Source organism: Enterocloster sp. HCN-30185 (genome assembly GCF_037890305.1).
Classification (GTDB): Bacteria; Bacillota; Clostridia; order Lachnospirales; family Lachnospiraceae; genus Enterocloster.
The window spans coordinates 39,168-64,052 of the sequence record NZ_JBBKBT010000010.1; the positions used below are offsets into that span (position 1 = coordinate 39,168).

A 24,885-nucleotide genomic window follows, 5' to 3' on the forward strand; every position below is an offset into this window, starting at 1 on the left:
TTAAGAGGATAAATCAGAACTCTGTGGAGAAGCGCTGGCAGCACAGGGCAGCACAGGTTCTGTAAAGTACTGGGGGGTATGGGTTCTGAGAGGGGCTGTAAGCATCCGGATTCTGGAGAAATGGTGGTCATAGATCAGCCCCGCATTGTCATAATCACGGTTTATAAGGGCGTCTGTCAGATTCGTCAGCTCCTGCATCAAGCCTTCCAGTACATTGGGGCTGCTTACAGCCAGAGACAGCAGGCGTCTCAAATCCGTATCGGTTTTCTGAAGAGAAGACCATACCAGATCCAGATTTCCGGCCAGCATATAAAGCTGATGGTAGTATTCCGACAGAAGCTGAACGGTCTGAGCTGAATTTCCGTTAAGCATATAGCTGTTCATCTGCTGGATGGGACAGTACAGAAGCTCCAGCTCGGATTTGGGAACCTTTCTTATATAAATGGAATGGATCATGGCGCTTCCCAGCTTTTGATGAATCCATACAGAGTCATCAATGCGTTTCTGGTCGATTTTGGAGACAAATGCGCCCCGCTTTGGTATGACGTCTACCAGATTTTCTCTGGATAATTTGAAAAACGAATCGTGGATTGGAGTCCGGCTCATATTCAGAGATGAGGCAAGATCCGCTTCATTCATCTTCTGGCCGGGAAGAAGATGAAGCTCAAGGATGAATTTTCGTATAATACGGTAGGCATACTGCCGCGCATCCTCGGAAGGCCTGCGGGCAGGAAGCGTCTGGTTTTGAAATAAGGCCAGTGTCATGTGTGTCACCGTTCTTTCTTAAAAATATAGTTAACTGCAAACTTGTATGCAATTTCAAATCGAATAAAGCTCTAATCTTATTTTATCATTACTTGTGGAAAAAGCAATACGGATAACAAACAAAAACAAAATTTATTAACAAAAAATAAAAAAAGATATTGTATTTGTTAAAAAAATATGATATTTTATACATAGCGACAAACACACGCCTGATTTGATAGGCTGTTTTTTTTGAAACTGATATGCAATCAGGAGTAAAACTTGTATGCAATTTAAAGCTTGTATGCAAAATGATTAAACAGGACAAAGGAGGACGGGGTCGGATGATTAAGGCAGAAGAGCTTCTGGATAAGATCAGATCTCAGAACGAGGTTTACAATGCTCTGAAATATCAGATCCTTACCTTAAAGGCAGAGCCGGGAGAGATGCTCAGTGAGAACATCATATCTGCTCAGATGAATGCCGGGAGGTCGGCAGTGAGGGATGCTCTTGCCCAGTTGACAGAGGAAGGCTATGTTGTTGTTTATCCCCAGAAGGGAACGGCTGTTTCTATGATTGATCCGGAACGGATCAAACAGTCTGTGTATACTCACAGAGTACTCGAACAGTCCATGATTGAGGAGATATGCAGAAGCGATATCTCAGAAGAACAGCTGAAGCTTCTTGAGGATGTACTGGATGAACAAAGTATAAAAAAGGAAGAGATCGCTGATCTTTTGATTCTGGAACAGCAGTTAAGCTATGCGCTTTCGGTTCTCTGCGATAAGAAGCACATTTGGGAAATGTTCCGGATTATGGATTGTGACATGCTGAGAGCGAATTATCTGTATTACAGTACATATGGTTTTCAGGCGGAGCGGTATTATGGTCCCTCTGGCTGGGAGCATATGCAGATAGAAGGAAGGATGCTTCTGGACCATCTGAAAAGGAAGGATACGGAAGCGGCAGCTTTGATCTGTTCCAGCCATTTTGACAGAATTCTTCTTAATACGAATTCCATTCAGGGATTTTATCCACAGTTCTTTTCCGGCTGACAAAAATGGCTGACAGCAAAAAAATGTCAGGACGTTTTGACGCCGGTTAGAAAATATACTAATTTATCATGAAGGGAGATGAAATGGGGATATCATTGTTGAGAGAGATGCAATGTGTATGACGTAGGGAAAAAAGAAATGGAGGAAATACCATGGAATATATCATCGGTATAATTTTATTGTTTACGTTTTTTGGCCTGGCATATTACTGTATTAAAGGCCACAACCTGATGATCGGATTCTTGATCATCACACTTATCTGGACAATCCTTCCTCTGGGAGGCACATTATTTGCAAGCCAGGCATTCCTGGAGTCCAATCCGGTTCTTCAGTTTGAAGGTGCAAAGGGACTGGTTGGTATCCTGAACAAGATTTACCAGAGCGCTCCGGAAGGCTGGGGAACTACACTGGTAAACGTATGCTGGGGTGCATGGTTTGGTCGTGTTCTGATGGAGACCGGAATTGCGTCTACCCTGATTCGTAAGACTGTTGAATTAGGCGGAGACAAGCCTCTGGTTACTATCACTCTGCTGAATATTGTTACAGCTGTTATCTTTACGGCTATGACAGGAGCTGGCCCTGTTATCGCAATCGGCGTTATCGTTCTTCCTATTCTTATGTCTTTAGGAGTTCCGAAAGCAATTGCCATGTTCAGCTTTATGGGTTCTGTTGCAGCAGGTATTTATTTAAATCCTGTTAACTTTGCACAGTACCGCGCTTTTTTTATCCAGCCGGATCAGATGCCTGACTTTACTCTGGGATGGTATGTAAGCCACTGGGGGCTTGCAGCTCTGCTGATCATGCTTGTTGCTACAACTGTTCTTTCCGCAGTTTACCTTAAATCCTCAAAGACCAGCCACGCATGGGCTGCCCAGACAAGAGGCACTGCAGATCAGAAGAACGCTCCGTTCTATACTCTGATCCTTCCGATTGTTCCTGTTATCTTAAAGATCTGGCTTGATTTTTCCGTTATCGGCGGCTTCGTAATTGCCGGTTTTGCAGCTCTGTTCCTGTGCGGAAAGATGAAGGGTACATTTAAGGAGAATTGCCAGCTGGTAAATAAGCTGTATTATGACGGCGTTGTAGACACCGCTCCATTGGTAGGCTTCCTTCTTACACTGCCGATGTTCAACACAGTAGCATCCTATGCATCTCCTTATTTTAAGGTCGTTCTTGGCGGAATCATGCCCAGAAGCGAGCTTGTTGTATGTATTGCATTTGCAGCCCTGCTGTTTATGGGACTGTTCCGTGGCCCTATGACTCTGGTAGGCTGCGGTGCCGCTACATTAGGCGTTCTTTCCAATGTGGCTTCCTTCTCAGTTCCATTCTTATATGCAGTATTTGCAATTCCTACAATCACGGTTAACATCGGATGCTGTATTACACAGTCCTGGGTTGCATGGGGATTGGCTTACACCAAGGTTGATTCTAAGGACTTCTTGAAATTATCAATTCCAAATGCATATTTGACAGGTGTCCTTCAGTATGCGGCAGCATTTATCATGCTTGCCGGACTTGGCGCTGAATGGTTCATCTAATCTTGCAATAAAATCTCTCAAACAATGTATATCTTTATTCTGCGGGCGCTCTGGATGCGCCCGCAGCCCCTTTAGTATGTTTCTGAAAATTTAATGGAATAATCAAATTGAAAGGATATGGGAAGTATGGCAGAACGTAAGCACAGAGCTGTCCGCATGGGTATTGACGTAGGTGGAACCTACACAAAATGCGTAGCAATGGACAATGAAACTCACGAAATTATTGGAAAAAATGAAGTAAAGACAACCCACGATGACAAGAACGGCGTTGCTGCCGGTGTTGTTCAGAGTTTTCAGAATTGTATGCGGGAAAATGACATTGCACCGGAGGATGTGGTGTTCGTAGCCCATTCTACTACTCAGGCTACCAATGCCTTTATTGAGGGCGACGTGGCAAATGTAGGTGTAGTTGGCGTAGCGGGAGGCGGTCTGGAAGGATTTCTTGCAAAGCGCCAGCTGGCTTTGAAGGATATTGTATTGGATGAAAAAGTTGGCAGAATGATCAAGGTATTTAATACCTTCATTAAGAAAAAGATGCTGACGGAGGAAGTGATCAATAAAAATATTGATGACTTGATCAGCCAGGGCGCACAGGTAATTGTTGCTTCTATGGCCTTTGGCGTAGACAGCATGGATGAGGAAATGATGATCCATGACTGTGCAGAAAAGAAAAATGTGCCGGTTAGTATGGCTTCTGATATTACAAAACTGTATGGACTTACAAGACGTACCCGTACAGCTGCAATTAACGCGTCCATCCTTCCTAAGATGATGGCAACTGCAAACGCAACAGAGTCTTCTGTAAGAGAAGCAGGCGTTCAGGTTCCACTGATGATCATGAGAGGCGACGGCGGTGTTATGGAGATTAACGAGATGCGTAAGCGTCCGATTTTAACTGCATTATCCGGCCCCGCCGCATCTGTTATGGGATCGCTGATGTACTTAAGAGCATCCAATGCCATTTACTTTGAGGTAGGTGGAACAACAACCAATATCGGTGTAATCAAGAATGGCCGTCCCGGTGTAGACTATGCCCAGATCGGAGGCCATGATACATATATCAGTTCTTTGGATGTCCGCATTCTTGGATGTGCCGGCGGTTCTATGGTTCGTATCAATGACAAGGAAGTAGTAGACGTAGGTCCTCGTTCTGCTCATATCGCAGGCTGCGAATACGCATGTTTTACTCCTGAAGAGGAGATTGTTGATCCGCAGATCGAGATGGTAAGACCGAAACCAAGCGATCCTGCTGATTACGTTACAATCCGTTTAAAGAACGGAAAGCGTATCTGCTTTACCAATACCTGTGCAGCCAATGTTCTGGGATTGATCGATAAGAAGTATTTTGCTTATGGAAATGCCAATGCAGCCCGCAAGGCAATGCAGCCTGTAGCAGATAAGCTTGGAATCACTGTAGAGCAGCTTGCAACACAGATTCTGGATAAGGATTATGAGAAGGTAAATGCCTGCATCAACGCTCTGGCTGAGAAGTATCAGCTGGATCATGACAGCATGAAGCTGGTAGGCTGCGGAGGCGGAGCAGCGTCTCTTGTACCTTACTGTGCAGGAAAGATGGGACTGCAGTACAGCATTCCAGAGAATGCTGAGGTTATTTCCTCTATCGGCGTTGCGCTTTCCATGGTCCGTGACGTAGTAGAGCGAGTGATCCCCAATCCGACTCAGGATGATATCCGCGAGATTAAGAAAGAGGCGGCTGACGCGGCGGTAAGCTCCGGCGCATCACCTGATACGGTAGAGGTGCATATTGAAATCGACAGTCAGACCGGTAAGGTAACAGCAATCGCAACAGGATCTACAGAAGTAAAGACAACGGATCTTCTGAAAGAGTGTGATGAGGCAGAGGCTCTGGAACTGGCTACACAGGATTTTGGATCAAAGGTAAGCCAGATTCACCTGGCAGAGAAGACGGACAAGTTCTATGTATACCAGGGAGAGAGAGAGGGAAAGAATCCTCTGCGTATTGTTGATAAGAAGGGCTTTATCAAGGTTCAGTGCTCCAACGGTATGGTTGTAAAATGTCCGGTTCGCGATTACAAAGAAGTAGTGGAAACAATCTGGAAAGAGGCTGCCGTATTTAAGACAGACTCCATTCTTCGTCCTGATTTCTTTGTATGCGTAGGTCCAAGAGTAGGCGATTACAGCGCAATTGATCTGGAGCAGATCTTCCTGCTGATGGATCTGGATCTGGGAGACAGAGAGCCTGATGAGGAGATTATTATCGTAGGTTCAGTTACGGAGATATAAGCAGTTATGGACAGAAATAAGGTTCAGGAAGCTTTAAAGCCCATTACAGACGGACTTTTTGGAAAGCAGAGACCGGTAAGATACGAACGTCCTCATTTTAAGGTACGTCCTCTGGTCCGTATGCTTCAGGATTTGACATCCATTCCGATAGAGGATATGTATGCATATGCTTTTTCCAGAGAGCCGCTGAATGGAAAGTTTGATGACGGGCAGCGAAAAAGCTGGATGAAGCAGGCTGTTTGCTGCGGCAGAGAGTATGCTGAGAAGATTTGCTGCCTTTACGGTGTCCGAAGTCCTGAGGAATTATCGGCAGCTATGGGGCTGAAGGTAGAGTATCCTACGTTTCCGGAAAATGCAGACAGGGTTCTGTTTGCAGAATTCCGGGAACCGGGCAATATAAAGATTTACATGGATGCTGTGAAGAAGGCGCACAAATTTACAGAGCGTCCTGAAGTGAAAGAGGTTTTAACTGAACAGCTGGATATCAAAGGCCTTTTGCTGGCTCATGAGCTGTTTCATTTTGTAGAAGAAAAATATAAGGATGAGATTTTTACAAAACAGGAAAAGATCCGGCTCTGGTCATTGGGACCTCTGCATAATGACTCCACGGTGATTGCCTTAAGTGAAATTGCCGCAATGGCCTTTGCCCAGGCTATCACGGGAATTCCATACTCCCCTTATGTGATGGATGTGTTTCTGGTATATGGCTATTCGCCGGAGGAAGCCAGCGGTTTATATGAAGAGATAATGGAATACGCAGGCAAAATTCCCTGCTGTGAAGAAGGGGAGCCTGTATAAAAAATAAAGGAGAAACGATATGAGTATTCGCGTTGCTTATGAGGAAGTAAAGAAAAACGTAAAACAGGCATTCTTAAATCTGGGCCTTACAGAAGAGCAGGCCGAGACCTGTGCTACAATTCATACCCAGTCCAGTGCAGACGGCGTTGAGAGCCATGGACTGAACCGTATTCCCAGATTTGTGGAATATGTTCAGAAGGGATGGATCAATCTGGAAGGAAAGCCTCAGCTTGTAGGAGCCAAAGGCGCTGTGGAGAATTATGACGGTCAGCTGGGCATCGGTATTACAAATGCTCTTTTCTGTGCAGAGCGGGCTGCAGAGCTGGCGAAAGAGCATGGAATTGGCTGTGTTGCTTTAAAAAATACGACGCACTGGATGAGAGGCGGCACCTATGCATGGAAGATGGCTGAGGCAGGCTTTATGGGTATGAGCTGGATCAACACAGAAAGCTGTATGCCTCTGTGGGGAAGCGACGAGCCAAGCGTTGGAAACAATCCATTCTGTATGGCAATTCCAAGAGAGGATGGCCCTATTGTGCTCGATATGGCGATGAGCCAGTATGCTTATGGAAAGCTGGGTGTATACCGTCTGGCAGGAAAGCAGCTTCCTTATCCGGGCGGCTTTGATAAGGACGGAAATCTGACCAGCGATCCGGGAGCAATTGAGGACAGTAAGAGAATTCTTCCTACCGGATACTGGAAGGGAAGCGGCATGGCTCTTGCATTGGATATGGCTGCTGCTCTTATGGCAAACGGCAAATGCGGAACAGATATGGACAATGAGAATCGTGGAAGCTGCACAGGCTGCTGCCAGATCTTTATTGCATATGATCCTTATCTGTTTGGTTCCAAAGAAGAAATTCAGGCTATGCTGAACAAGCGTGTTGATGCTGCAAACGCAGCTCATCCGGAGCATGAAGGCGGACATGTAAGCTGTCCTGGACAGAGAACGATTTCCACTCGCGAAAAGAGCATGAAGGACGGAGTTTCTGTGGACGAGGCAATCTGGGAGCAGATCTGTGCTCTGGCTGCAGGCAATATGGAAACAAAGGACATTGCAAGTAAGTAAATCCGGGAGGAAATATGGGGGTTCGTGTTCCTTATGACAAATTAAAGCAGGATGTAAAGCAGATTTTCCTGAATCTGGGACTTACAGAAGAAAAGGCTGAGATATGTACAGCTGTTCATATTCAGTCCAGTGCTGATGGGGTAGAAAGCCATGGACTGAATCGAATTCCCAGATTTGTGGAATATGTTCAAAAGGGATGGGTTAACATTAAAGGCGAGCCTCAGCTTGCAGGTGCAAAGGGCGCAGTGGAAAATTATGACGGACAACTGGGGATTGGCATTACCAATGCGCTCTTTTGTGCTGACAGAGCTGTAGAGCTGGCGAAAAAACATGGGATTGGCTGTGTTGCCCTGAAAAACACTACTCATTGGATGAGAGGCGCAACCTATGTATGGAAAATGGCTGAAGCAGGCTTTATGGGTATGAGCTGGATTAATGCGGAAAGCTGTATGCCATTGTGGGGAAGCGATAAGCGCAGTGTGGGAAACAACCCGTTCTGTATGGCGATTCCAAGGGAGGATGGCCCGCTTATCCTTGATATGGCTATGAGTCTGTACGCTTATGGAAAGTTGGGAGTTTATCGTCTGGCGGGAAAGCAGCTTCCCTATCCGGGAGGATTTGATAAGGATGGAAATCTGACCTGCGATCCGGGCGCCATAGAGGAAACCATGCGGGGGCTTCCTATGGGATACTGGAAAGGAAGCGGTATGGCTCTTGCTTTGGATATGGCTGCAGCGCTTATGGCCAATGGAATGAGCGGAACGGATATGGATATACAGGCAAAAGGCAGCTGTACGAACTGCTGCCAGATCTTTATTGCATATGATCCCTATCTGTTTGGCTCCAAAGATGAAATCCAGGATATGCTGAACCGGAGGATTGATGCGGTTAAAAAAGCTCATCCTGAGCGCGAAGGCGGAAGCGTAAGCTATCCGGGAGAGAGGACTTTGGCGGTACGGGAAGAAAGCATGAAGAAGGGGATTCATGTAGACGAGGCAATCTGGAAGCAGCTTTGTTCCCTGGCGTCAGGAGATATGTCTACGACTGATATAGCAAGCAAATAAAAACAGGAGGAAGCACTATGTTTTTTTCAAATATAAGTATTGCAGAGAAGTATAATTACCTGGAAGAGAAATTTACCTGTGCCTATAAGTGGCTGGCAGAAACAGATATCAATGCACTGCCTGCAGGAAGCTATCCTATTATGGGTGATACAGTAGTAGCCAACATTCAGGAATATACTACAATTCCGGCAGATACAGGTTTTTTTGAAACCCATGAAAAATACTTTGATATTCAGTATGTTGCAAAGGGAAAAGAGCAGTTCGGTATCTGCAAGAGAGATGGCCTTAAAGTAAAGGAACGCATTGAGGAAAATGATCTGATCTTCTATGAGGAGCCGGAGTTAAGCGGAACCGTTCTTTTGGAAGAGGGAGATATGATCATCGTTGCTCCTGAAGATGCTCATAAACCAAGGTGCCAGGCTGGCGGGCCATGCTTTGTTAAAAAGGTTGTCGTAAAAGTCGCACTTTAATAATGGAGGAGAAAAATGAAGGGAATTAAACTGGAAGAACCTAGAAATGTAGATTGTGTAGAGCTGGAAAAGCCTGTTCCGGGACCGGGCGAGGCGCTGATCCGTATTGTTACAGCTGGTATTTGCGGAAGTGATATAGGTGCTTTCCGTGGAACCAATACACTGGTATCCTACCCAAGGATCATTGGACATGAGCTGGCTGGTATCGTAGAGGAAATTCCGGCAGATAATCCTAAGGGATTAAAACCAGGCGATAAAGTTATTGTTGATCCATACATTTACTGCGGAGAGTGCTATCCATGCTCTATCGGACGTACAAACTGCTGTACAAGCCTTAAGGTTTTGGGTGTACATATTGACGGCGGCATGGCAGAGTATTTTTGCCATCCGGCAGATATGCTGGTAAAGATGCCGGAAGATATGGATTGGACAGATGCTGCAATGGCAGAACCTCTTACTATTTCTCTTCACGGAATCCACAGAGGCGGATTAAAGGCAGGGGAGTACTGCGCGATCATCGGAGCAGGACCTATTGGTCTGCTGGCAGGTATGATCGCACAGGCTTACGGTGCACATGCAATTCTTCTGGATCTTGTTCAGGAGCGTCTGGATTTTGCAAAGGAGCTGGGTATTGAGTATGTAATCAATTCCGGAGAAGAAGATGCGGCTGCAAGAGTCAGTGAAATTACAGGCGGAATGATGGCTCAGCAGGTTATGGAGTGCAGCGGATCCAATGCAGCAATTCGCTCCAGCCTTGATCTTGTCAGCAACGCAGGAAGAATTACTCTTACCGGCTGGCCTCCAAGAGAGACCTCAATTCCTACCGATATCATAACGCGTAAGGAAATTGATATTCGCGGAGCACGTACAAGTGCAGGAGAATTTGAAGAGGCGATCGAGCTGATTTACACAAAGAAGGTAGATGTGGCTAAGATTTTAACCAAGACTATTTCTCTGGATGAGGCACCGGAGACGATTCGGGATATTGAAAAGAATCCGGGTAACTACATGAAGGTAGTTGTAAAAGTAGATAAAACCGTATAAAACAGAAACGGGCGTGTGAGAAAACGTAAGTTTTTCACACGCCCGTTTTATTACAGCGTAAAGTAATCAGGATAACGTTTGGTCAGCTCTGCTTTTTCTACTTGAAACCGTGTCAAGTGGCGGGTGATAAGCATTTCCGCCAATTCAGAATCTTTTTGACGGATGGCATACAGAATATTCTGATGGTCTTTTACTACCCGCGCATCCTGCCAGGATTTTAAAGACAGAATACGGAGACGGTCAAAATGGATCATCTGGGAGTAGATAATGTCAAAGGTTCTGGATTTTCCTACAGATTCAAAAAGAAGCTGATGAAAATGATTGTCAAGCTCCAGCTGGACTGAGAAATCCTGTGTATTGGACAGAGAAGATTCCTGTCGGAGATTTTTCTCTAACAGCTCCATATAATAGGATGAGATTCCCTGTTCGCATGCAAGCTTCACAATTGCTGTCTCAAGTACGAGACGCATAAAACGAGATTCTTCAATCAATCCATAATCGATTTTGGAAATAAAACTGCCCCGTTTGGGAAGAATATCTACAAGATCCATGCGGGAAAGCTCGATAAGAGCTTCCCGCACAGGGGTTCGGGATATGTTCATGACAGAAGATACTTCGTTTTCGCTGACGGAACTTCCCGGAGGCAGTTCCAGGGCAGTGATGTTGTAAAGAAGTACGCGTATAGCGTAGGAACGAGCCTTTTCAGAAGGCTGCCGTTCTAAAATTTTCATGATGTATCCCTTCTTTAAATGTGATAATTAGAAATCAAAGGTAAGGGCAATCTTGCGGATGGAAGGATCATGGCTGTCATTAAAGTCAAAGGCTTCCTGAGCGCGGATCAGAGGGAAGGTATGTGACACAGTACCGTTCAGATCAAGCTTGCCTTCGTTGATCAGTTCAATTGCTTTGCCGAACATATGATTCTGAAGTCTGGAACCGCGGACATCCAGTTCCTTGGAGGTGATCAGGAACTGATTTACCTCGGTAGGAGCTACTGAAAAGCCCATGGTAATTACTCTTCCGGCATTTCCAGTTGCCTTTAAAAGAGTAATGAGGGAATCCTTGGTGCAGGCAGAGTCGATGGAAACGGTGCTTCCATGGCCTTCTGTATATTCTTTTATTTTTTCTGTAAGATCCTCTTTCAGCGGATTGATGGTGTATTTAGCACCGTTCTGTCTGGCAAGTTCCAGCTTGTCATCCATGATATCAGCTACGATGATATGGTCGCAGAGAAGACGGGCTACCTTTAAGATCGTGCTGCCCAGTGCTCCGGATCCATAGATCAGAAGCATATCATCTTTTTCCAGCTGAGCCCGTGTACAGGACTGGATCCCGATGGTAGTAGGCTCGATCATAATGGCGTCCGTATCAGAAAGGGAATCGGGTAAAACATAGCAGTCGCTTTCAGGAACAGCTATAAATTCGCGGTAGCCTCCGTCAATATGCACGCCACGGATAGCAAGATTATCGCATACATTTCCGCGTCCTTTGCGGCAGGGATAGCAGTGGCCGCAGCTGGTTACCTGATTGATGATTACACGGTCTCCTACTTTCAGATTTTTGACATTTGATCCAACCTGGTCAACACGGCCTACCATCTCGTGTCCGATGATACGTGGATAGGTTGCTGCAGCATTTGTACCATGGTAGATACCCATGTCAGAACCGCAGATGCCGGCAGCGGTCATTTTTACAAGAACATTGTTTTTTTCGTCAATAACAGGCTTTTCAATGTCGATTACTCTCAGGTCTTCAGGCTTTACGATTTGTACAGCTTTCATTAACACACACTCTCCTTTTGAAATATAGCAGGTTTTATTAAACAACTTACATACTACCTATACTAAAACCCTATGGGACAAAAGTCAATATAAGAGAGGTATAAAAAATAATATGTACAGAATTAATAAACTAAAAGGCTAATTTTTATAAAAAATTACATATTGAACAAATTGAAATTTTATACTACCATACAAGTAAGAGCGTTATCAGGCCCAAAATGATGAAGCAACAAAATTTAACATATGGAGGTAGAACATTATGAACATGACATTACGTTGGTATGGACCAGGCTATGACAGTGTAACTCTGGAGCAGATCCGCCAGATTCCGGGAGTAAAGGGAGTTATCACAACTCTTATGGGAAAGATGCCTGGAGAGGTATGGGAAGAGGCAGAGATCGCAGAGTTAAAGAAGACTGTTGAGGATGCAGGCCTGTCTATTATGGGTATCGAGTCCGTGAACGTTTCCGATGATATTAAGATCGGAACTGAAAAGCGTGACGAGCATATTAAGAACTATATTACAACCCTTGAGAACCTGGGAAAAGCAGGCATTCACATGGTATGCTACAACTTTATGCCTGTATTTGACTGGACCCGTTCTGATCTTGCAAGAAAGAGACCGGATGGCTCTACAGTTCTCGCATATAATCAGGACGTAATTGATCAGATCGATCCTGAGCATATGAGAGAGTCTATCGAAAAGATGTCCAATGGCTTTGTGATGCCAGGCTGGGAGCCAGAGCGTCTTGAAAAGCTGAAAGCATTATTTGATGCATATAAAGATGTAGATTCAGAGAAACTGTTCAACAATCTGGTATACTTCCTGGAGGCAATCGGCCCTGTATGTGAGAAATACGATATCCATATGGGTATTCATCAGGATGATCCCGCATGGCCTATTTTCGGACTTCCAAGAATCGTGAGAAATAAGGAAACCATTGAGCGTCTGTTAAAGGCAGTAGACAAGCCATACAACGGCTTAACTCTGTGTACAGGTTCCCTGGGTTCCAATCCTGAAAATGATATCTGTGAGATTATCCGTATGGCAAAGGGCAGAATCCCATTTGCCCATGTAAGAAATGTAAAGTATAACAGCGACAGAGATTTCGAGGAGGCTGCTCACCTGTCCTCTGACGGCTCTAAGGATATGTATGAGATCATGAGGACCTTATACGACACCGGATTTGACGGCTGCATCCGTCCTGACCACGGAAGAATGATCTGGGGCGAAGTTGCTATGCCGGGATATGGTCTGTATGACAGAGCGCTGGGAGCCTGCTATCTTCAGGGTCTTTGGGAAGCAATTGACAAGAACGCAAAGAGGGGTTAAGAATGAAATTAACATTAAACGGCTTAAAAGAAAAAGAACAGTGGGAGAAAGCGGGAGTCGCTCTTCCTGCATATGACATTGCAGCAGTTGCAGAAGAAACAAAGAAGTCTCCGGTCTGGGTTCATTTTGGAGCCGGAAATATCTTCCGTATCTTTATCGGTGGCATTGCAGATACTTTAATTGCAAATGGCGAAGCTTCAAAGGGAATTACCTGTGTTGAAACTTTCGATTTTGATGTTGTTGACAAGATTTATGCACCCTATGACAATCTGGTTCTGGCCGTTACCTTAAAGGCTGACGGTTCAACTGATAAGAGAGTGCTGGGCTCTCTGACAGAGGCAATCAAGGCACAGTCTAACGACGCATCCCAGTGGAACCGTCTGAAGGAAATTTTTGTAAATCCTGGCCTGCAGATGATTTCATTTACCATTACAGAGAAGGGATATGCTTTAAAGGGAGCAGATGGCTCTTATTTCCCGTTTATTCAGGCAGATATTGACAATGGACCAGACAAAGCCGGTTCTGCTATGGCAGTTGTATGTGCTCTGCTTTATGAGCGCTATAAGGCAGGAAAGTATCCTCTGGCAGTAGTTTCCATGGATAACTGCTCTCATAATGGCGAGAAGCTTCAGAGCTCCATCGTAACTATGGCAAAAGAGTGGAGCAAGAAGGGCTTTGTAGAAGAAGAGTTTGTGGCTTATATCACAGATGAGGCACAGGTTTCCTTCCCATGGTCTATGATTGATAAGATTACCCCAAGACCTGCTGATTCTGTATGCCAGGAGCTGGAAAAGGCCGGAATTGAGGATATGGCTCCGGTTATTACTTCCAAGAAGACCTATATTGCACCCTTTGTTAATGCAGAGGGACCTCAGTATCTGGTAATCGAGGACAAATTCCCCAACGGAAGACCTGCACTTGAAAAGGCCGGCGTATATATGACAGACCGCGATACAGTAAATAAGGTAGAGCGCATGAAGGTAACAACCTGTCTGAATCCGCTCCATACTGCTCTTGCCGTTTACGGCTGTGTACTGGGATATGATCTGATTGCAGATGAGATGAAGGATGAGCAGCTGAATAAGCTTGTACATCAGATTGGTCCTGTAGAGGGTATGCCGGTTGTTACGGATCCAGGCATCCTTTCTCCTGTAGATTTTGTAAATGAAGTAATTCAGGTAAGAATCCCTAATCCATTTATGCCTGACACACCTCAGCGTATCGCAACTGATACATCCCAGAAGGTTGGTATCCGTTATGGTGAGACCATCAAGTCTTATGTAGCACAGTATGGCGATGCGAAGAAACTGACTGCAATTCCGCTGGCAATCGCAGGCTGGTGCCGTTACCTTCTGGCAGTCGATGATGAAGGCAAGGCATTTGAGCTGTCTGCAGATCCTATGGTTCCTGAGCTGACAAAGCAGCTGGAGGGAATTGTGGTAGGAAAGCCGGAGACCTATACCGGCCAGTTAAAGAGCATTTTATCAAATGCAAATATTTTCGGAATTGATCTTTATGAAGCAGGTATCGGAGAGCGGATCGAAGAGATGTTCTTAGAAGAAATTGCAGGCCCGGGAGCTGTCAGAAACGTTCTGAAGAAGTATCTGGCATAGTTTAAGGTTAATAAAAACAGTCGGAAAGCCGGTACAGGCCGCCAATAAGCGCGGCCTATACCGGCTTTTGCCATATGAAAAGGCTATACATCAAAATTAACTTATGTTATACTGGTTAAAGCATAAAAAGCAACCAAAGGGGGTATGGCAGATGCTGGTTTTTAAGGATATTCTGGGACATGAGCAGATCAAGGAGCATTTTAAAAATGCAGTGGAAACAGGCAAGGTCTCTCATGCGTATATACTCAGCGGCGAAGCGGGAATGGGGCGAAAATCCCTTGCAAATGCCTTTGCACTGAGCCTTTTGTGTGAAAAGGGAAAGCCGGAGCCCTGTATGCAGTGTCATGCCTGCAGACAGGTGCTTTCGGGTAATCACCCGGATCTGATTTATGTGACTCATGAAAAGCCAGCCAGTATTGGCGTGGATGAGATCCGGGAGCAGATTAATAATACCATTATGATCCGGCCCTACAGCAGCTATTATAAGATCTACATCGTAGATGAAGCGGAAAAAATGACGGTTCAGGCTCAGAATGCCCTTCTTAAGACTATTGAAGAGCCGCCCTCTTATGCGGTAATTCTGCTTCTTACCACGAATCAGGACGCCTTTCTTCCCACTATTCTTTCCAGATGTGTGCAGTTGAAGTTAAAGCCCCTGCGTGATTCGGTGGTAAAAGAATATCTGATCCAGTCGCTGAAGGTGGAAGAAGCACAGGCTGAGATCTATGCTGCATTTGCCAGGGGAAATCTGGGAAAGGCGATTCATCTGGCAGATTCGGAGGATTTTAAGATTATGTATGAGGAAATTCTTCATCTCTTAAAGCATCTGAAGGATATGGATATCTCTGAGCTGTTAAATTATATCCGTAAATTAAAGGATGATAATCTGGATCTTCATGACTGCCTGGATTTTATGCAGATGTGGTACAGGGATATTCTGATGTATAAGACAACTAAGGACATTAACCTTTTGATCTTTAAGGATGAATTTTCTACTGTAAAGCAGGTTGCGGCTTTAAGCGGATATGAGGGTCTGGAACGGATACTGGCAGCCATTGACAAGGCCAGAGTACGTCTGGATGCCAATGTAAATATGGAGCTTGTGATGGAACTGATGCTCCTTACCATGAAAGAGAATTGAGAGTAAGCGTAAATACAGGAGGAATGATGTTGACAGTTATCGGCGTTCGTTTTCGGACTGCGGGCAAAATCTACTATTTTGACCCTGCGGGCCGTGATATAAAGACCGGCGATCATGTGATCGTTGAAACAGCCAGAGGGATTGAGTACGGCTATGTAGTGCTTGGAAACCGTGAGGTGGAGGAAGGAAAGGTTGTGCCTCCGTTAAAACCGGTGATCCGGATGGCTACCGATGAGGATCGGGCAGTGGAAACCCGGAACAAGGAAAAGGAAAAAGAGGCATTTAAGACCTGTCAGGAAAAGATCCGCAAGCACAAGCTGGATATGAAGCTGATTGATGCGGAATATACCTTTGATAATAATAAGGTGCTGTTTTACTTTACAGCAGACGGAAGGATTGATTTCAGAGAACTTGTAAAGGATCTTGCAAGCGTATTTAAGACAAGGATTGAGCTGCGCCAGGTAGGCGTGAGGGATGAAACAAAAATCATGGGCGGAATCGGAATCTGCGGAAGGCCCCTGTGCTGCCATTCTTATCTGTCCGAGTTTATTCCGGTGTCCATCAAGATGGCAAAGGAACAGAATCTTTCCTTAAATCCCACCAAGATTTCCGGCGTCTGCGGCCGCCTTATGTGCTGCCTGAAAAATGAGGAAGAGACATACGAGGTATTAAACAGCAGGCTCCCGGCCATTGGAGACTATGTGACAACGGCAGACGGCTTAAAGGGAGAGGTACACAGCGTCAATGTACTGCGTCAGCTTGTAAAGGTTGTGGTAGTGGTTGACCGGGACGAGAAGGAAATCCGCGAGTACAAGGTAGAGGAGCTGAAGTTTAAGCCCAGAAAGAAAAAGGGCAAAAACGGGGAGCGGCCGTCTAAAGACAGCGCAAATACGGATACAGAGCTGAAAAAACTGGAAGCACTGGAGAAAAAGGAAGGAAAGTCAAAGCTCAATGATAAATAAGGAGCATACCTGGACTGAAACAGGCGGGATCCGTCTGCGGGATGACGAGCGGATTGATGATCTGCAGAGGAATCATTATGGAATTATCCAGAGAAAAGGCGCATTCTGTTTTGGAATGGATGCGGTGCTTCTTTCTGGCTTTGCGGCGGTAAAGAAGGGGGAACGGGCTTTGGACCTGGGAACGGGAACAGGAATCATTCCTATTCTTTTAAGCGCCAAAACAGAGGGAGAACATTTCACAGGACTGGAAATCCAGGAGGAATCCGCTGATATGGCCCGCAGAAGCGTGTCATACAACCATCTGGAGGAACGGGTGGATATTGTAACAGGTGATATAAAGGAGGCCGGGACGCTCTTTGCCCGGGCTTCTTTTGATGTGGTGACCAGCAATCCGCCCTATATGAATGACGCTCACGGCATCAAGAACCCTGGAGATGCCAAGGCCATTGCCCGCCATGAGGTGCTGTGTACCCTGGAGGATGTGGTGCGGGAGGGAACCTGCCTGCTGCGTCCTGGGGGACGTTTTTACATGGTACACAGGCCAAGACGGCTGATTGAGATCATTCAAACCATGAAAAAACACGGTCTGGAGCCCAAACGGATGAAGTTTGTCCACCCGTACAGGGACAGAGAGGCCAATATGGTGCTGATTGAGGCAGTCCGCGGAGGCGGCGCTCTCTTAAAGGCAGAAGCGCCGGTGATCGTGTTTGACGAAAACGGAGAATATTCCGAAGAAATACGGACTACCTACGGATACTGAAAGGAGCTGTGATCATGGCAGGAATTTTATATTTGTGTGCAACGCCTATTGGAAATCTGGAGGATATCACCTACCGGGTTGTGCGGACGCTGGAAGAGGCGGATTTGATCGCGGCAGAGGATACCCGCCACAGCATTAAGCTGTTAAACCATCTGGGGATAAAGACACCTATGACCAGCTATCACGAATACAATAAGGTAGACAAGGCAAAATATCTGGTGGAAAAGCTGAAGGAAGGGGTAAATATTGCCCTGATTACCGATGCGGGAACACCGGGTATTTCCGATCCGGGAGAAGAGCTGGTACGCCAGTGCTATGAGGCCGGGATTGCAGTGACCTCCCTTCCGGGACCTGCTGCCTGTATTACGGCTCTTACCATGTCGGGGCTTCCCACCCGCCGTTTCTGCTTTGAGGCTTTTCTGCCTGCGGAAAAGAGCGACAAAAAGGAGCGCCAGAGGATTTTGGAAGAACTGAAAAATGAAACCAGGACCATTATCCTGTATGAAGCGCCCCACCATTTAAAGAGTACCCTTAAGGATTTGTACGAGGCAATGGGAGACAGGGATATCACCATCTGCCGAGAGCTGACAAAGCGGTTTGAAAGTGCCTGGAGAACGTCATTTACGGAGGCTTTGGCCGTATATGAGGAGGAAGAACCTAAGGGTGAGTGCGTAATCGTTATCCGGGGGCGTTCTGTTCAGGAAATTCAGGAAGAAGTAAGGCAGTCCTGGGAAGCCCTGACGCTGGAAGAGCATATGGAGCATTATCTGGCTCAGGGGATGGATAAAAAAGAGGCCATGAAGGCGGTTGCAAAGGACCGGGGGATATCGAAAAGGGACGTGTATCAGGGGCTGCTGTAACCGGAAGCCCAGCTGTCTGAGGATGATATAAAGATGAGCAGAGAAATGATTTTCAGTGAAAATGAGTATGACCGGATGAATTATCTTATGACAGCGATTATGGATGCAGGAGAACTGCTTGCCATGCACGGTGCAGAGGTAAGCCGGGTAGAGGATACGATTACCAGACTGTGCATGGCGTACGGCTTTGTTCGGGCAGATGTATTTACCATTACCTCCAGTATCATTGTCACAGCCATGCTTTCAGATGGAAGGACCATGACCCAGACAAGGCGCATCCGGACGAGAACCACAGATCTTGAAAAAGTGGCAAAGGTAAATGAGTTGTCCCGCAGAATCTGCGCCGATCCGGCAGGACTGAATGAACTGAAGGCAGGACTGGACGCGATAAAAAACGGAAAAAGGATTTCCGTAGGCCTGGAGCTGGCAATGCACATGATGATTGCTTCCTCCCTGTCTGTCTTTTTCGGAGGGACTCTGATGGACGGCATAGCGGCAGCTCTTTCAGGCGCCATTTTGTATGCTACCCTTCACGGAAGTGCAGTTTTAAGGCTGAATACCATTATTCAGAATATGTTCTGCAGTGCAGTAACAGCAATATCGGTACTTCTTTTGGTAAGGGCGGGAATCGGTGTGCAGCCGGATAAAATTATGATTGGCGATATTATGCTGGTAATCCCCGGACTTCAGCTGACCAACTCTCTGAGAGATATGATAAACGGAGATATGATCAGTGGGCTGCTGAATATGAGTGAGGCGCTTTTAAAAGCAGTTGCAGTAGCCATAGGCTTTGCCGGTGTTATCATTTTGGGAGGGGCAATATGAGCTTTTCGGTAATTCAGACCATTATGGGAATGATCGGTTCCGTTGGTTTTGCAGTCCTTTTTGGCGTCCGGGGCAGAAAGCTGGCTGTGATCGCCCTTGGAAGCGGCGCCGGCTGGGCGGTATACCTTGTATGCAGGGCGATGGGATGCAGTATATTTACCGGTCTTCTGGCAGCCAGCCTTTTTGTGGCGGCCTTAAGTGAGGTTCTTGCCAGAATGCTGCGCACGCCGGTCATTCTTTTGCTTGTGCCCATGCTGATTCCGGAGGTTCCGGGAGAAGCCCTTTACTATACCATGTATTATCTGGTGCAGGGATATCAGGAAGAATTTGGAACTTACTCAGGGCTGGTGCTCACAGAGGCAGGAGCCATTGCTCTGGGGATCATACTTGCTTCCCATATGGCAAGATTTTTTATAAGCCTGAAGAGTCATTTGCGAAGCAGGGGAAATAAAAAAAGAGAATCGAACAGGAGGATTTAGAATTTATGAAATACGTATATGCGTCACGCAGTGGAAATGTAGAGGAACTGGTTCACGTTCTTGGATTAGAGGCGATGAAGATAAAGGATGGTACGGAAACCATGGATCAGGACTTCATTCTTTTTACCTATACGGATGGCAGAGGCGTTGTGCCGCCTGTTGTGACAGCGTTCTTAAAAGAGAATCATTCTTATTTAAAGGGCGTGATCGTATCCGGAAATATGCAGCGTCACGGTGATACCTTCTGTGGAGCGGGCAGGATCATTTCAGAAATGTATGGTGTTCCTGTGATCGCTCAGGTAGATGGAGTGGGAGACTCCTACGACCATAGGGCGATCCGGGGGAAGCTTTCCCTGTAATTAACAAAATATCCCCCTGCATATCGCATTCAGCGTGCACAGGGGGATATTTTTATATAGTTTTGAAAGACTGCCGCTTTCTGTCAGGCTTCTGATACATTCAGCCCGGCCAGCTTCGCCAGAGCTAAAATGGAGCTTCGGGAAACTTTCTTTCCCTCGTATTCCAGCAGATCTTCGGTGCTGCCGGTAAAGATATCTGCGCTTTCCGCTTTTTTAAGGATAATACAGTCATCCTGAACGGTTATCTCAAGTCCATCTTTGACATCCAGGTCAAGACTTCTCCTTAATTCAATAGGGAGCGTGATTCTGCCCAGCTCATCCAGCTTGCGGATTACTCCTGTGGTTTTCATCATATGACCTCCTCGCTTTACAGGTATAATTTATAGACTTCTATGATTTTAAAGTAACAAAATACAGAAATAAAGTCAATAAATGGAAAAGTGTAAATTGGTAAATTGTGGTATAAAATAGTAAATTTTCGGAATATTCTTTTTGAAGAAATGGGGTAAAATGCGACGATTTAAGGTATGTCATTGGAGAAAATTGCTTGACAAAAAACACGCAATCCTGTAGTATTACTTTGAGATTCAAAGTATTTTGGCAAAGGAAGGTACAGCCCTCAGGCAGCGGAGGTTTTGAACCGCTCATTCAGGGCCGGGTAAATAAAAATGACAACCAGAATAATAGGAACCGGCTCGTATGTGCCGGAGCATATCGTGACAAATGATGATCTGTCAAAGATCGTTGACACAAATGATGAGTGGATCCGCAGCCGTACAGGCATAGGGGAAAGACGGATCGCCACAGAGGACAGTACATCTGATATGGCGGCAAAGGCGGCAGCCAGAGCCATTGAGCAGGCCGGAATTGCTCCGGAGGAGATTGACCTGATTCTCTTAGCTACTTCATCACCGGATTCCTGCTTTCCCAATGGGGCCTGTGAGGTACAGGCAAAGATCGGAGCCATTCATGCGGCCTGCTACGATATCAGCGCAGCCTGCACCGGCTTTGTTTTTGCCCTCAGTACAGCCCACGCCTTTATTTCCTCCGGAATATACCGGACTGCCCTTGTGATCGGAGCAGATGTGCTCAGTAAGCTGGTTGACTGGACAGACCGCGGAACCTGCGTCTTATTCGGAGATGGAGCAGGTGCAGCTGTGGTAAGCGCAGACGAGACAGGCGTTTTGGGATTAAATATGCATTCAAACGGTGCAAAGGGTGAAGTGCTTACCTGCGGCTCCCGTTCCAATGGAAACTTCCTTCTGGGAAGAAAACCGGAGCTTGGATATATGGCTATGGACGGACAGGAGGTCTTTAAGTTCGCGGTAAAGAAGGTTCCGGAGTGCATCAGCCAGGTACTGGAGGACACGGGATATATTACCGGCGATATTGACCATTTCATTATCCATCAGGCCAATTACAGGATTATCGAATCCATTGCAAAACGCCTGAAGGTTGATATCGAAAAGTTCCCTGTGAATATGGAACATTATGGAAATACGTCCGGAGCTTCTGTTCCTATCCTTTTAGACGAGCTGAACCAGGCAGGTAAGTTAAAGCGCGGAGAGCGGATTGTATTATCAGGATTTGGAGCAGGTCTTACCTGGGGAGCTCTGCTTTTGGAGTGGTAAGACGGTAAAAAATCACCAAAATGCTTAAAAAAAGATAAAAAATGTAAAGCCCTGTAAAAAGGGCATGGACATTTCGTGAATATAATGGTAAATATTTAAATTGTAATATAAAACTTATATGTCAGAAGGAGACAAAGATTATGTTAGAGAAGATGAAAGAAATTATTGCAGAGCAGTTAAGTGTAGACGCTGAGTCCGTAACAGAGGCTTCCTCTTTTAAGGAAGATCTGGGCGCTGATTCCCTGGATCTCTTTGAGCTGGTAATGGCTTTAGAGGATGAGTATTCTGTAGAGATCCCGGCAGAGGAGTTAGAGAAGATGTCTACAGTTGGCGATGTTATGGAGTACTTAAAGAACCACGGCGTAGAGGCATAAGATCCTCAAGGTCAGAGTGTAAAATTGCATAAGCAAATGAGAGGGACGGCGTGTGGATGGATTGAAGCACGCTGTTTCCTCTATTGGAAGGAAGACAATGAAAACAAGAATTACAGAAATGTTAGGAATTGAATACCCCATTATCCAGGGCGGTATGGCCTGGGTGGCAGAGCATAACCTGGCAGCAGGCGTGTCCGCAGCAGGCGGCCTGGGGCTGATCGGCGGGGCAAACGCACCGGGAGAGGTGGTTCGTGAGGAAATCCGCAAGGCAAGAGCGCTCACAGACCGCCCTATCGGCGTTAATGTAATGCTTTTAAGTCCTCATGCAGATGACGTGGCAAGAGTTGTAGTGGAGGAAGGCATTAAGGTAGTCACCACCGGAGCCGGAAATCCTGAGAAATATATGCAGATGTGGAAGGAAGCAGGCGTTAAGGTAATCCCAGTGGTAGCTTCTGTGGCACTGGCCCGCCGTATGGAAAAATATGGGGCTGATGCAGTAATCGCAGAGGGAACAGAGTCCGGCGGCCACATCGGTGAGGAGACTACCATGACCCTGGTTCCCCAGGTAGTGGATGCAGTTTCCATCCCTGTCATTGCGGCAGGCGGTATTGGAGACGGAAGAGGCATTGCCGCGGCATTTATGCTGGGAGCAGAGGCGGTTCAGATGGGAACCCGCTTTGTAGTGGCAAAGGAATCGACCGTACATGAAAACTACAAGCAGCGCATCATCAAGGCAAAGGATATTGACTCCGTAGTAACCGGAAGAACCCACGGCCATCCCGTAAGAGGTCTGAGAAATCAGATGACAAGAGAGTATACAAAGTTAGAGCAGGAAGGAAAGTCCTTTGAGGAGCTGGAGTACCTGACGTTAGGAGCTTTGCGCAAGGCCGTACAGGAAGGCGATGTAATGAACGGTACTGTAATGGCAGGCCAGATCGCCGGAATGATCTCCAAAGAGCAGACCTGTAAGGAAATGATCGACGAGATGATGGAGCAGGCAAAGAAACTTTTAAACAGGGAGTAAAAAATGAGCAGGATCGCATTTATTTTCCCAGGTCAGGGCGCACAGACCTGCGGTATGGGAAAGGATTTTTATGAGCAGACAGAGACTGGAAGAAAGGTATTTGACAGAGCCTCAGATCTTTTAGGCTTTTCTGTTCCCGAGCTGTGCTTTGAGCCTAATGACCGTCTGGATATTACCGAATATACCCAGGCAGCTATGGTGACAACCAGTATTGCCATGATGAAGGTGCTGGAGAAAAGAGGGATCCATCCGGATGTGGCGGCAGGCTTAAGCCTGGGAGAATACTGCGCTCTGGCAGCAGCAGGCGTGATGAGCGAGGATGACGCCATCCGCACAGTGCGCCAGAGAGGAATCCTGATGCAGGAGGAGGTTCCGGCAGGAGAAGGCGCTATGGCGGCTGTTCTGGCATTGGATGCCTCTGTGATCGAGGAAATCACTTCTTCTATGGAAGGCGTATGGATTGCCAACTACAACTGTCCGGGCCAGATCGTTATTTCTGGTAAGAAGGCTGCGGTAGAGGAGGCCTGCGAGCGCTTAAAGGCAGCAGGAGCCAAGAGAGCCATTTTACTGAATGTAAGCGGTCCCTTTCACTCCGGTATGCTCACAGGAGCCGGAGAAAAGCTGGGAGAGGTACTTTCAGGAGTAGAGGTAAATGCTCCCAGGATCCCGTATGTTGCCAACGTAACCGCAGAGTATGTGACAGAGGCAGCTCCGGTAAAGGAGCTTCTGACCCGTCAGGTATCTTCTTCTGTAAAATGGCAGCAGAGCGTAGAGGCTATGCTGGCAGATGGCGTGGATACCTTTATCGAGATTGGACCGGGACGTACGCTGACTGGCTTTATGCGTAAGATCAACCGCAGTGTAAAGAGCCTGAATGTAGAAAAATTAGAAGATATTGACAAAGTAATCGAAGCTTTAAAGGAGAACTAGATATGCTGGAAGGAAAGATCGCACTGGTAACGGGCGCAAGCCGCGGAATTGGCCGCCAGATTGCAAAGACACTGGCTGCAAAAGGCGCTACAGTAATTGTAAATTATAACGGCTCTGCTGCAAAGGCAGAGGAAGCAGTACAGGAGATCCGGGAGGCCGGAGGCATCGCGGAAGCAGTGCAGTGCAATGTTTCCGATTTTAACAGCAGCAAGGAGATGCTGGACGGGATCGTGGCAAAGTACGGCCGTCTTGATATCCTTGTAAATAACGCGGGCATCACAAGGGACAATCTGGTGATGAAGATGTCCGAGGAGGACTTTGACGCAGTGATCCAGACCAACTTAAAAGGTGTATTTAACTGCATTCATCATATCTCCCGTCAGATGTTAAAGCAGAGATCCGGAAGGATCATCAATATCTCATCCGTATCCGGCGTTCTTGGAAATGCAGGACAGGCCAATTACTGTGCTGCAAAGGCAGGTGTGATCGGAATTACAAAAAGTGTGGCAAGAGAGATGGCAAGCCGCGGGATTACCGTAAATGCTATTGCTCCAGGCTTTATCCGCACAGAGATGACGGATGTGTTAAAGGATGACATTAAAAAAGCTCTGATGGAGCAGATTCCCATGAAGAACTTCGGGGAAGTAGAAGATATTGCCAATACAGTCGCATTCCTGGCATCTGAGGACGCCAGATATATCACAGGCCAGGTCATCAGCGTAGACGGCGGAATGGCTATGTAATTCAAACCGGAAAGAGAAGGAGC

Annotated in this window: 26 protein-coding genes; 22 read left to right on the top strand and 4 right to left on the bottom strand. The window is 46.4% G+C overall.

The annotated features are described in order from the left end of the window. Nucleotides 1-765, bottom strand: a complete 765-nt coding sequence (locus WKT10_RS11220) for a GntR family transcriptional regulator (RefSeq protein ID WP_340277238.1) — start codon at nucleotides 763-765, stop codon at nucleotides 1-3. Between the two features lie 323 nt (nucleotides 766-1,088). On the opposite strand from WKT10_RS11220, the gene WKT10_RS11225 reads away from it, so the two are divergent. The 8 genes from WKT10_RS11225 (at nucleotide 1,089) to WKT10_RS11260 (ending at nucleotide 10,047) form a co-directional block, all read left to right on the top strand. After that, a complete protein-coding gene (locus WKT10_RS11225) occupies nucleotides 1,089-1,799 on the top strand; it encodes a GntR family transcriptional regulator (protein ID WP_066543082.1) in 711 nt (236 codons plus the stop codon). Nucleotides 1,800-1,951: 152 nt separating this feature from the next. Continuing rightward, a complete protein-coding gene (locus tag WKT10_RS11230; protein WP_066543080.1) occupies nucleotides 1,952-3,337 on the top strand; it encodes a citrate transporter in 1,386 nt (461 codons plus the stop codon). 126 nt (nucleotides 3,338-3,463) lie between these two features. After that, nucleotides 3,464-5,602: a hydantoinase/oxoprolinase family protein gene (locus WKT10_RS11235; protein WP_066543078.1), complete on the top strand. Its 2,139-nt coding sequence runs from the start codon at nucleotides 3,464-3,466 to the stop codon at nucleotides 5,600-5,602. A 6-nt stretch (nucleotides 5,603-5,608) separates the two neighbouring features. Further along, complete coding sequence (locus WKT10_RS11240) at nucleotides 5,609-6,400, top strand: hypothetical protein (RefSeq protein ID WP_066543076.1); 792 nt, start codon at nucleotides 5,609-5,611, stop codon at nucleotides 6,398-6,400. A 19-nt stretch (nucleotides 6,401-6,419) separates the two neighbouring features. Beyond that, nucleotides 6,420-7,469, top strand: a complete 1,050-nt coding sequence (gene yiaK / locus WKT10_RS11245; protein ID WP_066543074.1) for a 3-dehydro-L-gulonate 2-dehydrogenase — start codon at nucleotides 6,420-6,422, stop codon at nucleotides 7,467-7,469. A 14-nt stretch (nucleotides 7,470-7,483) separates the two neighbouring features. Further along, nucleotides 7,484-8,533 (top strand): 3-dehydro-L-gulonate 2-dehydrogenase, encoded by a 1,050-nt coding sequence (gene yiaK, locus WKT10_RS11250; RefSeq protein WP_066543072.1) that lies wholly within the window; start codon nucleotides 7,484-7,486, stop codon nucleotides 8,531-8,533. 17 nt (nucleotides 8,534-8,550) lie between these two features. Further along, nucleotides 8,551-9,003, top strand: a complete 453-nt coding sequence (locus tag WKT10_RS11255; RefSeq protein WP_066543071.1) for a YhcH/YjgK/YiaL family protein — start codon at nucleotides 8,551-8,553, stop codon at nucleotides 9,001-9,003. A gap of 15 nt (nucleotides 9,004-9,018) precedes the next feature. Beyond that, nucleotides 9,019-10,047, top strand: a complete 1,029-nt coding sequence (locus WKT10_RS11260) for a zinc-binding alcohol dehydrogenase family protein (RefSeq protein WP_066543070.1) — start codon at nucleotides 9,019-9,021, stop codon at nucleotides 10,045-10,047. A gap of 50 nt (nucleotides 10,048-10,097) precedes the next feature. Here WKT10_RS11260 and WKT10_RS11265 read toward each other — a convergent pair whose 3' ends face one another. Both WKT10_RS11265 and WKT10_RS11270 read right to left on the bottom strand, forming a co-directional pair. After that, nucleotides 10,098-10,778, bottom strand: coding sequence for a GntR family transcriptional regulator (locus tag WKT10_RS11265; RefSeq protein ID WP_066543067.1), 681 nt, complete (start codon nucleotides 10,776-10,778; stop codon nucleotides 10,098-10,100). Nucleotides 10,779-10,805: 27 nt separating this feature from the next. Further along, entirely contained in the window at nucleotides 10,806-11,828 is a 1,023-nt protein-coding gene (locus tag WKT10_RS11270) for a zinc-binding alcohol dehydrogenase family protein (RefSeq protein WP_066543065.1), read from the bottom strand. 259 nt (nucleotides 11,829-12,087) lie between these two features. Here WKT10_RS11270 and uxuA point away from each other — a divergent pair, with 259 nt between their 5' ends. The 9 genes from uxuA to WKT10_RS11315 all read left to right on the top strand — a co-directional run bounded on the left by uxuA (nucleotide 12,088) and on the right by WKT10_RS11315 (nucleotide 20,160). Further along, complete coding sequence (gene uxuA / locus WKT10_RS11275) at nucleotides 12,088-13,161, top strand: mannonate dehydratase (protein ID WP_340277247.1); 1,074 nt, start codon at nucleotides 12,088-12,090, stop codon at nucleotides 13,159-13,161. Between the two features lie 2 nt (nucleotides 13,162-13,163). Continuing rightward, nucleotides 13,164-14,774: a mannitol dehydrogenase family protein gene (locus WKT10_RS11280; RefSeq protein ID WP_337433468.1), complete on the top strand. Its 1,611-nt coding sequence runs from the start codon at nucleotides 13,164-13,166 to the stop codon at nucleotides 14,772-14,774. Nucleotides 14,775-14,925: 151 nt separating this feature from the next. Beyond that, nucleotides 14,926-15,915 carry a DNA polymerase III subunit delta' gene (gene holB / locus WKT10_RS11285; protein ID WP_066543061.1) on the top strand — a complete coding sequence of 330 codons (990 nt, stop codon included), beginning with the start codon at nucleotides 14,926-14,928 and terminating at the stop codon, nucleotides 15,913-15,915. Nucleotides 15,916-15,941: 26 nt separating this feature from the next. Then, nucleotides 15,942-16,877: a PSP1 domain-containing protein gene (locus WKT10_RS11290; RefSeq protein WP_066543060.1), complete on the top strand. Its 936-nt coding sequence runs from the start codon at nucleotides 15,942-15,944 to the stop codon at nucleotides 16,875-16,877. Beyond that, the gene (locus WKT10_RS11295; RefSeq protein WP_066543054.1) at nucleotides 16,867-17,637 is read left to right on the top strand and encodes a tRNA1(Val) (adenine(37)-N6)-methyltransferase; all 771 of its coding nucleotides are present in this window, start codon (nucleotides 16,867-16,869) and stop codon (nucleotides 17,635-17,637) included. The genes WKT10_RS11290 and WKT10_RS11295 overlap by 11 nt, the downstream gene beginning before the upstream one ends. 14 nt (nucleotides 17,638-17,651) lie before the next feature. Then, nucleotides 17,652-18,497 (top strand): 16S rRNA (cytidine(1402)-2'-O)-methyltransferase, encoded by an 846-nt coding sequence (gene rsmI, locus WKT10_RS11300; protein WP_296037555.1) that lies wholly within the window; start codon nucleotides 17,652-17,654, stop codon nucleotides 18,495-18,497. 33 nt (nucleotides 18,498-18,530) lie between these two features. After that, complete coding sequence (locus WKT10_RS11305; protein ID WP_337433469.1) at nucleotides 18,531-19,322, top strand: threonine/serine exporter family protein; 792 nt, start codon at nucleotides 18,531-18,533, stop codon at nucleotides 19,320-19,322. Further along, nucleotides 19,319-19,801: a threonine/serine exporter family protein gene (locus WKT10_RS11310; RefSeq protein WP_066543046.1), complete on the top strand. Its 483-nt coding sequence runs from the start codon at nucleotides 19,319-19,321 to the stop codon at nucleotides 19,799-19,801. Before WKT10_RS11305 ends, WKT10_RS11310 begins: the two co-directional genes overlap by 4 nt. Nucleotides 19,802-19,806: 5 nt before the next feature. Next, nucleotides 19,807-20,160, top strand: a complete 354-nt coding sequence (locus WKT10_RS11315) for a class Ib ribonucleoside-diphosphate reductase assembly flavoprotein NrdI (protein WP_066543044.1) — start codon at nucleotides 19,807-19,809, stop codon at nucleotides 20,158-20,160. Between the two features lie 83 nt (nucleotides 20,161-20,243). Here WKT10_RS11315 and WKT10_RS11320 read toward each other — a convergent pair whose 3' ends face one another. Next, on the bottom strand, nucleotides 20,244-20,510 hold the full coding sequence (locus WKT10_RS11320) for an AbrB/MazE/SpoVT family DNA-binding domain-containing protein (RefSeq protein WP_066543042.1): 267 nt from the start codon (nucleotides 20,508-20,510) through the stop codon (nucleotides 20,244-20,246). Between the two features lie 318 nt (nucleotides 20,511-20,828). On the opposite strand from WKT10_RS11320, the gene WKT10_RS11325 reads away from it, so the two are divergent. The 5 genes from WKT10_RS11325 to fabG all read left to right on the top strand — a co-directional run bounded on the left by WKT10_RS11325 (nucleotide 20,829) and on the right by fabG (nucleotide 24,862). After that, complete coding sequence (locus WKT10_RS11325) at nucleotides 20,829-21,791, top strand: beta-ketoacyl-ACP synthase III (RefSeq protein WP_337933654.1); 963 nt, start codon at nucleotides 20,829-20,831, stop codon at nucleotides 21,789-21,791. 140 nt (nucleotides 21,792-21,931) lie between these two features. Next, nucleotides 21,932-22,165 (top strand): acyl carrier protein, encoded by a 234-nt coding sequence (gene acpP, locus WKT10_RS11330; RefSeq protein ID WP_066543036.1) that lies wholly within the window; start codon nucleotides 21,932-21,934, stop codon nucleotides 22,163-22,165. A 97-nt stretch (nucleotides 22,166-22,262) separates the two neighbouring features. Next, on the top strand, nucleotides 22,263-23,189 hold the full coding sequence (fabK, locus tag WKT10_RS11335) for an enoyl-[acyl-carrier-protein] reductase FabK (protein WP_066543034.1): 927 nt from the start codon (nucleotides 22,263-22,265) through the stop codon (nucleotides 23,187-23,189). 3 nt (nucleotides 23,190-23,192) lie between these two features. Continuing rightward, entirely contained in the window at nucleotides 23,193-24,119 is a 927-nt protein-coding gene (fabD, locus tag WKT10_RS11340) for an ACP S-malonyltransferase (protein ID WP_337933655.1), read from the top strand. A gap of 2 nt (nucleotides 24,120-24,121) precedes the next feature. Then, entirely contained in the window at nucleotides 24,122-24,862 is a 741-nt protein-coding gene (fabG, locus tag WKT10_RS11345) for a 3-oxoacyl-[acyl-carrier-protein] reductase (RefSeq protein ID WP_337433471.1), read from the top strand. The last annotated feature ends 23 nt before the right edge of the window (nucleotides 24,863-24,885 follow it).

Excerpts from the sequence above, each read along its gene's own strand:
- WKT10_RS11295 (WP_066543054.1), top strand. The coding sequence starts at position 16,867 with ATGATAAATAAGGAGCATACCTGGACTGAAACAGGCGGGATCCGTCTG.
- acpP (WP_066543036.1), top strand. The coding sequence starts at position 21,932 with ATGTTAGAGAAGATGAAAGAAATTATTGCAGAGCAGTTAAGTGTAGAC.
- yiaK (WP_066543074.1), top strand. The coding sequence starts at position 6,420 with ATGAGTATTCGCGTTGCTTATGAGGAAGTAAAGAAAAACGTAAAACAG.
- WKT10_RS11265 (WP_066543067.1), bottom strand. The coding sequence starts at position 10,778 with ATGAAAATTTTAGAACGGCAGCCTTCTGAAAAGGCTCGTTCCTACGCT.
- holB (WP_066543061.1), top strand. The coding sequence starts at position 14,926 with ATGCTGGTTTTTAAGGATATTCTGGGACATGAGCAGATCAAGGAGCAT.
- WKT10_RS11270 (WP_066543065.1), bottom strand. The coding sequence starts at position 11,828 with ATGAAAGCTGTACAAATCGTAAAGCCTGAAGACCTGAGAGTAATCGAC.
- WKT10_RS11280 (WP_337433468.1), top strand. The coding sequence starts at position 13,164 with ATGAAATTAACATTAAACGGCTTAAAAGAAAAAGAACAGTGGGAGAAA.
- WKT10_RS11305 (WP_337433469.1), top strand. The coding sequence starts at position 18,531 with ATGAGCAGAGAAATGATTTTCAGTGAAAATGAGTATGACCGGATGAAT.
- WKT10_RS11230 (WP_066543080.1), top strand. The coding sequence starts at position 1,952 with ATGGAATATATCATCGGTATAATTTTATTGTTTACGTTTTTTGGCCTG.
- WKT10_RS11220 (WP_340277238.1), bottom strand. The coding sequence starts at position 765 with ATGACACTGGCCTTATTTCAAAACCAGACGCTTCCTGCCCGCAGGCCT.
- rsmI (WP_296037555.1), top strand. The coding sequence starts at position 17,652 with ATGGCAGGAATTTTATATTTGTGTGCAACGCCTATTGGAAATCTGGAG.
- WKT10_RS11225 (WP_066543082.1), top strand. The coding sequence starts at position 1,089 with ATGATTAAGGCAGAAGAGCTTCTGGATAAGATCAGATCTCAGAACGAG.
- fabG (WP_337433471.1), top strand. The coding sequence starts at position 24,122 with ATGCTGGAAGGAAAGATCGCACTGGTAACGGGCGCAAGCCGCGGAATT.
- WKT10_RS11260 (WP_066543070.1), top strand. The coding sequence starts at position 9,019 with ATGAAGGGAATTAAACTGGAAGAACCTAGAAATGTAGATTGTGTAGAG.
- WKT10_RS11325 (WP_337933654.1), top strand. The coding sequence starts at position 20,829 with ATGACAACCAGAATAATAGGAACCGGCTCGTATGTGCCGGAGCATATC.
- WKT10_RS11235 (WP_066543078.1), top strand. The coding sequence starts at position 3,464 with ATGGCAGAACGTAAGCACAGAGCTGTCCGCATGGGTATTGACGTAGGT.
- fabD (WP_337933655.1), top strand. The coding sequence starts at position 23,193 with ATGAGCAGGATCGCATTTATTTTCCCAGGTCAGGGCGCACAGACCTGC.
- yiaK (WP_066543072.1), top strand. The coding sequence starts at position 7,484 with ATGGGGGTTCGTGTTCCTTATGACAAATTAAAGCAGGATGTAAAGCAG.
- WKT10_RS11315 (WP_066543044.1), top strand. The coding sequence starts at position 19,807 with ATGAAATACGTATATGCGTCACGCAGTGGAAATGTAGAGGAACTGGTT.
- WKT10_RS11320 (WP_066543042.1), bottom strand. The coding sequence starts at position 20,510 with ATGAAAACCACAGGAGTAATCCGCAAGCTGGATGAGCTGGGCAGAATC.
- WKT10_RS11310 (WP_066543046.1), top strand. The coding sequence starts at position 19,319 with ATGAGCTTTTCGGTAATTCAGACCATTATGGGAATGATCGGTTCCGTT.
- WKT10_RS11255 (WP_066543071.1), top strand. The coding sequence starts at position 8,551 with ATGTTTTTTTCAAATATAAGTATTGCAGAGAAGTATAATTACCTGGAA.
- fabK (WP_066543034.1), top strand. The coding sequence starts at position 22,263 with ATGAAAACAAGAATTACAGAAATGTTAGGAATTGAATACCCCATTATC.
- uxuA (WP_340277247.1), top strand. The coding sequence starts at position 12,088 with ATGAACATGACATTACGTTGGTATGGACCAGGCTATGACAGTGTAACT.
- WKT10_RS11290 (WP_066543060.1), top strand. The coding sequence starts at position 15,942 with ATGTTGACAGTTATCGGCGTTCGTTTTCGGACTGCGGGCAAAATCTAC.
- WKT10_RS11240 (WP_066543076.1), top strand. The coding sequence starts at position 5,609 with ATGGACAGAAATAAGGTTCAGGAAGCTTTAAAGCCCATTACAGACGGA.